Genomic DNA, 7,072 nt, shown 5'->3' on the forward strand with positions numbered 1-7,072 from the left:
TGGAGCGGACGACTCTCTCGCCATAAAGTCCAAACAAAGATAGTTTTTCCCGTTCTGTACCTATCTATCGGTAGCTACTGATGCGTCCCCAGACAGAGTTGGTTCCCCAAATACCCTGACGGTAACATTCAAGCTGAACCAACTGGCTGTGATCCACAAACAGGTTCACGTCGATGCCGTAGTTCTTGATGTACCACTCAAACACTTTCGGATCGGCGGCTTCAAACATCAGGTTCTCTAACCCAACCTGATTGATGAACTGTGCCGGTACATCCACACGCCACGGATCCGCATTTTCTGTGATGCCCTCAGATTCGATCATGATGATGTAAGCCCCTGCATCCAGGAAGCGCTTGGCTTGCTCTACCGCAAAGCCGGTATCCTGTATGCCCTCACTTTCCAGACCCGCCTGCTCGGTGTCGCCACCCGCACCAAACTGAATGCCTATTTCAGGCTTGGCTTTCAGCCCCGCTTTCTGGACATCTTCAATCACTCGCTGCCAATCTTCAGTCGGCAGGGAGATAAAACCTGTTGAGATTTCGATAATGTCAAAGCCCAGCTCTTTGGTTTCCTGCACATACTTCTGTACGGCATCACGACCATAGCGAATCACATATTCAATGAAGCCGCCCGTAGAAACCTGCACCCCATAATCGTGGGCAAGATCGTTAATCTCACGGATCTTTTTCGGATTCATAAAGGTGAACGACCCACCGGCAAACTTAATCGAATCCACATAGTTGCCTGAGGCTTCTAAGATGTCTTTGAAATAATTCAGGCCAAAGTTGGAATAGTACGCTGCGCGTATTTCAGTCAACCCTACTGTGCGCGGTTTTTCAGGTCGTTTATTGCGCTGTAGAAAGTTAAATCCAACGCCATGGGTTTTAATATCAGTCATGTTTAAGTTCCTTTTTGTATCAATCCGCCACGCGGCGGACTTGAGCCAACAGTTGTGTTAATTCAGAGATGGAGAAGTCTTCTAATGAAGAGACGACTTCAAAAATGTTTTGTCGTAGCTGCGTGTCAGCAAACGGGGATGCCAGGCTGTCGAATTTTTCTCGGATGAATCCCCAGCTTGCAGGGCAAGTGTGGAAACCCTCGTAGTCGACTTTTGCAACATCGAACTGAGTGCCATCGTCTAAGGTGATGCAAACTGAGATGGCTTCTTGTGCCGGGAACCTTGCGCTGTAGTCTGGGTTTTCACTCACATGCACTTTTTGCAACAGTTCCTGAACGTCAGGCTTTTCGATTCTTTCTGGCTTGTACTGAGCAGGCAGTACCTGTCCATCCAATATGGCGACCGCCATCATATACGGCAGGCTGTGATCGGCTTCTTCTTTGGTTCGAATCAGCTTTTTGCCGCCCTCTTCACCACCACCGATAATGTGATAAGCCACATCAAACGTTTCTAGCTCGATTGAACGGATTCGGGCTGGGTCGATGTTATGCTCGTTTCGCCACTCAATCAGACCTTCAAGAGTCGACTGAGAGTGAATTTCGGCGTTGTATTTCTTGATGATGGTATCGGTGACTTTTTCAAGATTCTCATCAGCCCAGTGGATTTGGAAATCTCCAGCAATTGCATCGATAAACCCTTTATTGCCTTCAAAAACTTCTTCCGGACCAGTAATACCGCGCATCGCCAGAAATGCTGAGTGAGTAGAAGTCCACCCCGTAGAGGGGAACGCAAGCCCTTTCCAGTTCGAAAGGTTGCCTGTTCGGGTAACGCGAAGTGCGTTGTACGCGGTCGCTGAAATGCTGACTGCATTCGCGATTTGTTCCGCATTCAGGTTCAATGCTTTTGCAGCGCCAGCAGCGGCACCGTATGACCCCTGAACGGTATGATCGAAACCTTTATGGCGGACAGGCGCGACATCCGACAGACGGCATTGAACCTGATAAGCCACACCAAGCGCCGTCAGGAAATCGCGACCATGCCCTTTCGCGTACTCCGTGGCTGCCAGCACACTTCCAATGTTGTCAGAAGGATGACAGGTTTCTTTTTTAGCCAGATAGCTGTCGTTGTAGTCCAGATAGCGAACCAAGGCGGAGTTGTAGAGTGCCGCTCGGTCGGGAGAGGTTTTCCCTCCTCCAATAAGCGTGACCAAAGGCGCTCCGCCAAACTCGTCAATTTGTTCTTTAATTCTTCGGATGGGTGCACCTTCCAGTGCCCCGATAGCACAGCTTAAACTGTCTAATAGACGTATTTTTAACTCGCGTTTCGCATCGTCGGAAAGCTGGTCAAAGCTTGCATTTTCAACGTATGAGGCGAGTTCATTCACTAAAGCCATAGGTATTCTCCTTAAACTCGATTCCTTTCGGTCACCAAGCATGAAGCAGAACATCAAAGCTCGCTAAATCCCTTTAGCTATAGAGCTCATAGCTAAAGGCTATAAATAACTAACCAATTCTTTTTTGTGCATTTATTAAACAAAACAGTTGACCTCGAAGAAAAAATGCATAGACTCAAATGATAATGATTATCAATTGCATTTGATTTATGAACGTGTCACAACTGAAATACATCGTCTCTGTTGACTCTGAACGTAACTTTGCCAGAGCAGCAAAGCTGTGCCACGTAGCCCAGCCCACACTGAGCAAAGAGATTCAGAAGCTGGAACACAAATTGGACGTGATGATCTTTGACCGGACAAGAACACCCGTCGTCCCAACGAGAAAAGGCGTAAAGCTTATTGAGCAGGCAAGGTGTATCTTAAAAGAGGTTTCCCGATTCCAGATTTTGGCAGAATCCGAACAAAACGACCTTTCAGGCGAATGTATATTAGGAATCTGCCCGAGTATTGCACCTTACTTGCTGCCGTTATTTCTTCCGGATTTTGGCAATACTCACCCCAAACTCAATATCCACATCCGTGAAATGCCCGTTGGTGCGATTACCCAGGCATTGCTTAATGAGGATATTGATGCAGCCATCTGTTGTCTTCCAGAAAAGGAAAACGCGTTTTATCAGTTTAAGGTAGGCGACGAACCCTATGTCGCCTATGTTTCTGAAGACAACCCTCTATTTGGTGAAGCCAGTGTGGACATGAATATTGCCATTAAACATGGGCTTCATCTGGCGTCTGATGTTATTGAACAAATCGGCTCTCAACTTGGGTCTTGTAACCCTTTGATGAACATGGACACCGCGAACCTGATCATGGAATCCGGTTCCCTCGAAACCATGCGACGATTTGTTGAATTGGGCAAAGGCATCACATTGATTCCCCGCCTTGCCTCCCTTTACATGGGGCAACGCCGTCGCCGCTACGTCAGAGATGTACTTCAGCCCCTTCCCAAACGGAAAATTGTTCTGGCAACCCGACGTGGATTCCAGAAACGTGATGTCCTCTCCAGCCTCAACAAGAGTGTGAGACAAGCCTTTGAGTTAGGCATGAAGCAAACAGACCAACTTGACCTGTTCCCAAAGAGAGTCGTGAATAGCTAACCTTAGCGAGTTCGTGTTAGACTCCGCGCCATTCTGACGCGTTAATTTTGTTGACGTGTGCTTCAACTCAATTGGATTTTCACATGCCATTTTCCAAACTCGGTCTTAGCCGCCCTATCACCCAAGCCATTTCTGAATTGGGATACGAAACGCCAACCCCTATTCAGGAACAAGCCATTCCGGTGGCGTTAAAGGGTAAAAACATCATTGCAGCGGCACAAACGGGCAGCGGTAAAACCGCCAGTTTTGTCCTGCCGATTTTGGAAACACTGAGCCAGTCTGAAACTCAAAAGAAAAAGCGTTTTCGTGCGCTGATTCTTGCGCCTACTCGCGAGCTGGCGGTTCAGGTAGACAAAAGCATCAAAGCCTATGCTAAGCACCTTAACTTAAAATCGCTGGCGATCTACGGTGGTGTGGATGATGGTCCGCAAAAGAAAAAGCTGATTGAGGGCATCGACATTCTGGTGGCGACACCGGGTCGTTTATTGGATCTTTTCACCCAGCGCGCGGTGCGATTCGACGAAGCAGAGATCTTGGTTCTGGATGAAGCCGATAAAATGCTCGACATGGGTTTTATCGAAGACATCAATAAGATTGTCGAGCGATTGCCTGAAGATGTGCAAAACCTGCTGTTCTCTGCCACTTTATCGCGCAAGGTTCGTGAGCTGGCTAAGACTGCGGTGCCTGATCCGGTTGAAATTTCGCTTCACCTGCAAAATGCGGAGAAGCCTAAGATTGACCAATGGTTGGTTACCGTTGATAAAGACAAGAAATCCGCCCTGCTTAGCCATTTGATCACGGAAAATAACTGGGGTCAGACGCTGATCTTCATAGAGACCAAACACGGCGCAGCCAAACTGGTGACGCAGTTGGAAAAACGCGGCATCAAAGCCGAAGCCTTCCACAGTGGACGAAGCCAGGGAGCGCGCGCCCAGTTACTGGAAGATTTTAAAACTGGCAAACTGAAATACCTGGTGGCAACAGGGGTTGCAGCGCGTGGTATCGACATCGCCGAGCTAAACCGCGTTGTGAACTACGATTTACCGTTCCCGCCAGACGAATACGTTCACCGCATTGGTCGTACGGGTCGTGCAGGCAAGTCTGGCGAAGCCATTTCTTTTGTCTCGAAAGACAACTTCAAAAACCTTTGCATGATCGAAAGCCTGATTGGCGAATTGATTGTGCGTAAAGAGGTTGAAGGGTTTCAGCCAAAGAAAGAAGTGCCGATTTCTATCTTGAATTACGTGCCAAAGAACCGCCGTAATCCAAAAGATGGCGATGACCAAAAGAAGAGTAACCGAAGACCGCGCCGCAAACCGGCGAACAAGTCTTAGCGCCCGCTTCACTATTCAATTACGCATTCCAATACCTTCTCTAATCTCTGCCACTGTGCTTCTTGCAGTGGCAGACCAAAGCGCAGTGCATTTTTCTCATCGCATAATCTGACCAACACCCCTTGCTCGGCTAGTCTTTCAAACAGTTCTGGTGCACGATCATTCATGGTGGTGTAAAACAGGGTGTGTCCGTCAACGCTGTCAAAATCTGGTCGAGTAGCGATTTCATGCGCTTTCCCATTTCAAGCAATCGAGTTCGGTTTTCAGCTTGCCATTCCAAACCCAAAAGCGCCTTTTTTGCTGCAAACCGAGCTGGGTTAGAGACCGCCCAAGGTCCCAGTAATTCTTGCACAGAGCGGATATTTGATTCGCTCGCAAACAGAAACCCAACCCTAAGCCCCGCTAAACCAAAAAACTTGCCAAGGGAACGAAACACCATAAGGTTATCTGGCACACTTTGCGGGTAAAAACGCAGTATGGATTGCTCCTGAGTGATGTCCATGAACGCTTCATCAACAATCAGAGTTGAGTTATCTGGCATGTCTGTGAGCCATTGCTTTAGCGTTTCAGAACCGAATTTAACAGTGCTTGGATTGTTGGGGTTGATGATCACCAACACGTCTGCACTTTTTATCTGAAGCCTTGTTGGTTCATTGCGGTAAAACTCGATGCTAACTCGACCTGCCTTTTCGAGCTGTTGCCATGCATGTTGATGTTCTTTGTACCCCACTGCGGGCAGTAGCACGGTGAGCGGCTCTGATCTAGGGTGATTGGCAGCCAGAATCTGAGGCACGGTCTGAATACCTGCCTGACTTCCGGCTATCGGCAGACAAGACATAGAGCCATAGTAAGCTTGGGCAGCTTCCAGCAGCCCATCCTGTTCTTCTGGCAGCCTGTTCCAGACAGCATTGGGAATGTCGCCTACAGGATAGGTGAAGGGGCTTATCCCAGTTGAAAGGTCAAGCCACTCTTCGGAAGGAATGCCATATTTATCTGCCATTTCCAGCAGCTTTCCACCGTGATGAATCAAAATAGCACTCCTACTGCACTTACAACCAACATCAACCCGCACCACAGTACGCTAGTTCGAACAATAAGCTTGCATGCTCTTGGGATATCTTCCGCCGTGGCTTTGTCCCCTTCGCCCATAAAGATCTTATCCTGAAGCTTGCCATGATAAACCGCAGGACCACCAATCGTAATGTTGAGTGCACCAGCCCCAGCAGTCATCACAGGACCACCATTAGGGCTAGAACAAGCCGAAGCTTGCTGTTTCCAGCAGCGAAGTGCGATTGACGTGTTTCCTAAAAGGGCATAGCTCAGGGCAGTTAAACGAGCAGGAATATAACCCATTGCATCATCCAGCCTAGCGGCGACAAAACCAAATTCCTTATAACGCGGATTTTTATAGCCCCACATGGCATCTAGGGTATTGGCGGCGCGGAACAAAACGGCACCGGGTGCGCCTAATATTGCAAACCAGAACAGTGCGCCAAACACCGCATCATTGCCATTTTCAAGAACAGATTCGACGGTTGCCGAGGTGATTTGATATTCCGTCATCTCGCTGGTTTCTCGGCTGACAATCCAGCCTACTTTTTCTCTTGCCCCTTCCGTATCACCGTGTTTTAAAGGCTGGAAGATCCAATCTGCATGCTGAATCAGGCTTTTTTGCCCGACACATACGTAAAGAGTCACAACGTTCAAAGCAAACAAGGCGTAGCCTGAAACACTGGCAAGCCATACAGACAATGCCCCAATCACCAGCACCAAAGGCAGTACCATAATGTGCCATGCAAGTAACCCAGAAGCTCGTGAAGCCCCGTTTTGGTTAAGTTTGTGTTCCACCCAGTTCGCTGCATTTCCGAAACCTATCAAAGGGTGCAATTTTTTCGGCTCACCTAACCACGCATCCAATAGCAACGCCAGACAAATGGAAAACGGAACGCTCAACAATAGGCTGATTAGCCACTCCATCATTGCACACCTTCGTTTTCAGAATCTTCTTTCTCTCGGATAAAACAGCTTTCTTTGATAAAAGAGCGCTCTCGGACAAAAACACTTTGTCCATTTTTGGGGATTTCAAATGTAGCTTGGTGGGTATAGTGCTTTAGGTAAGTACCTATCCATTCACCATGACCAACCATCACTGTAGGGTAAGAGCTTTTTCTTTTAGCAATGTCTGACATAACAGATTGAATTCTATCCAGATACTGGCTGTCCGATTCCATAGTTTGGTGAAATAAAGATGGGGGTAGATCACCTATCAGTTTGCCCTGAAACTCACCAT

Annotated in this window: 8 protein-coding genes; 2 read left to right on the top strand and 6 right to left on the bottom strand. The window is 48.0% G+C overall.

Features of this window, described 5'->3' with window-relative positions; genetic code table 11:
- Positions 1-64 precede the first annotated feature (64 nt).
- Complete coding sequence (locus RH89_RS10290) at positions 65-898, bottom strand: phosphosulfolactate synthase (protein ID WP_004401646.1); 834 nt, start codon at positions 896-898, stop codon at positions 65-67.
- Between the two features lie 19 nt (positions 899-917).
- Complete coding sequence (locus RH89_RS10295) at positions 918-2,291, bottom strand: MmgE/PrpD family protein (protein ID WP_004401647.1); 1,374 nt, start codon at positions 2,289-2,291, stop codon at positions 918-920.
- Positions 2,292-2,500: 209 nt separating this feature from the next.
- On the opposite strand from RH89_RS10295, the gene RH89_RS10300 reads away from it, so the two are divergent.
- Positions 2,501-3,448: a LysR substrate-binding domain-containing protein gene (locus RH89_RS10300; RefSeq protein ID WP_004401648.1), complete on the top strand. Its 948-nt coding sequence runs from the start codon at positions 2,501-2,503 to the stop codon at positions 3,446-3,448.
- A gap of 83 nt (positions 3,449-3,531) precedes the next feature.
- Positions 3,532-4,782: a DEAD/DEAH box helicase gene (locus RH89_RS10305; RefSeq protein ID WP_004401649.1), complete on the top strand. Its 1,251-nt coding sequence runs from the start codon at positions 3,532-3,534 to the stop codon at positions 4,780-4,782.
- A gap of 11 nt (positions 4,783-4,793) precedes the next feature.
- On the opposite strand, the gene RH89_RS30345 is transcribed toward RH89_RS10305, so the two are convergent.
- The 4 genes from RH89_RS30345 to RH89_RS29900 all read right to left on the bottom strand — a co-directional run.
- A complete protein-coding gene (locus tag RH89_RS30345) occupies positions 4,794-4,949 on the bottom strand; it encodes a hypothetical protein (protein WP_004401650.1) in 156 nt (51 codons plus the stop codon).
- On the bottom strand, positions 4,946-5,812 hold the full coding sequence (locus RH89_RS10310) for an aminotransferase class I/II-fold pyridoxal phosphate-dependent enzyme (protein WP_004401651.1): 867 nt from the start codon (positions 5,810-5,812) through the stop codon (positions 4,946-4,948). The genes RH89_RS30345 and RH89_RS10310 overlap by 4 nt, the downstream gene beginning before the upstream one ends.
- Complete coding sequence (cbiB, locus tag RH89_RS10315) at positions 5,809-6,762, bottom strand: adenosylcobinamide-phosphate synthase CbiB (protein WP_050811519.1); 954 nt, start codon at positions 6,760-6,762, stop codon at positions 5,809-5,811. The genes RH89_RS10310 and cbiB overlap by 4 nt, the downstream gene beginning before the upstream one ends.
- Positions 6,759-7,072 (bottom strand): hypothetical protein (locus RH89_RS29900; RefSeq protein ID WP_004401654.1); only part of this gene is annotated, 314 nt, incomplete at its 5' end. The genes RH89_RS29900 and cbiB, both read right to left, overlap by 4 nt.

Source organism: Vibrio nigripulchritudo ATCC 27043, from assembly GCF_000222685.1.
Lineage (GTDB): Bacteria > Pseudomonadota > Gammaproteobacteria > Enterobacterales > Vibrionaceae > Vibrio > Vibrio nigripulchritudo.

What these genes read in the sequence shown, in the direction of transcription:
- RH89_RS10290 (WP_004401646.1), bottom strand. Translation starts at nt 898, where the DNA reads ATGACTGATATTAAAACCCATGGCGTTGGATTTAACTTTCTACAGCGC.
- cbiB (WP_050811519.1), bottom strand. Translation starts at nt 6,762, where the DNA reads ATGATGGAGTGGCTAATCAGCCTATTGTTGAGCGTTCCGTTTTCCATT.
- RH89_RS10295 (WP_004401647.1), bottom strand. Translation starts at nt 2,291, where the DNA reads ATGGCTTTAGTGAATGAACTCGCCTCATACGTTGAAAATGCAAGCTTT.
- RH89_RS10300 (WP_004401648.1), top strand. Translation starts at nt 2,501, where the DNA reads ATGAACGTGTCACAACTGAAATACATCGTCTCTGTTGACTCTGAACGT.
- RH89_RS10305 (WP_004401649.1), top strand. Translation starts at nt 3,532, where the DNA reads ATGCCATTTTCCAAACTCGGTCTTAGCCGCCCTATCACCCAAGCCATT.
- RH89_RS30345 (WP_004401650.1), bottom strand. Translation starts at nt 4,949, where the DNA reads ATGAATGATCGTGCACCAGAACTGTTTGAAAGACTAGCCGAGCAAGGG.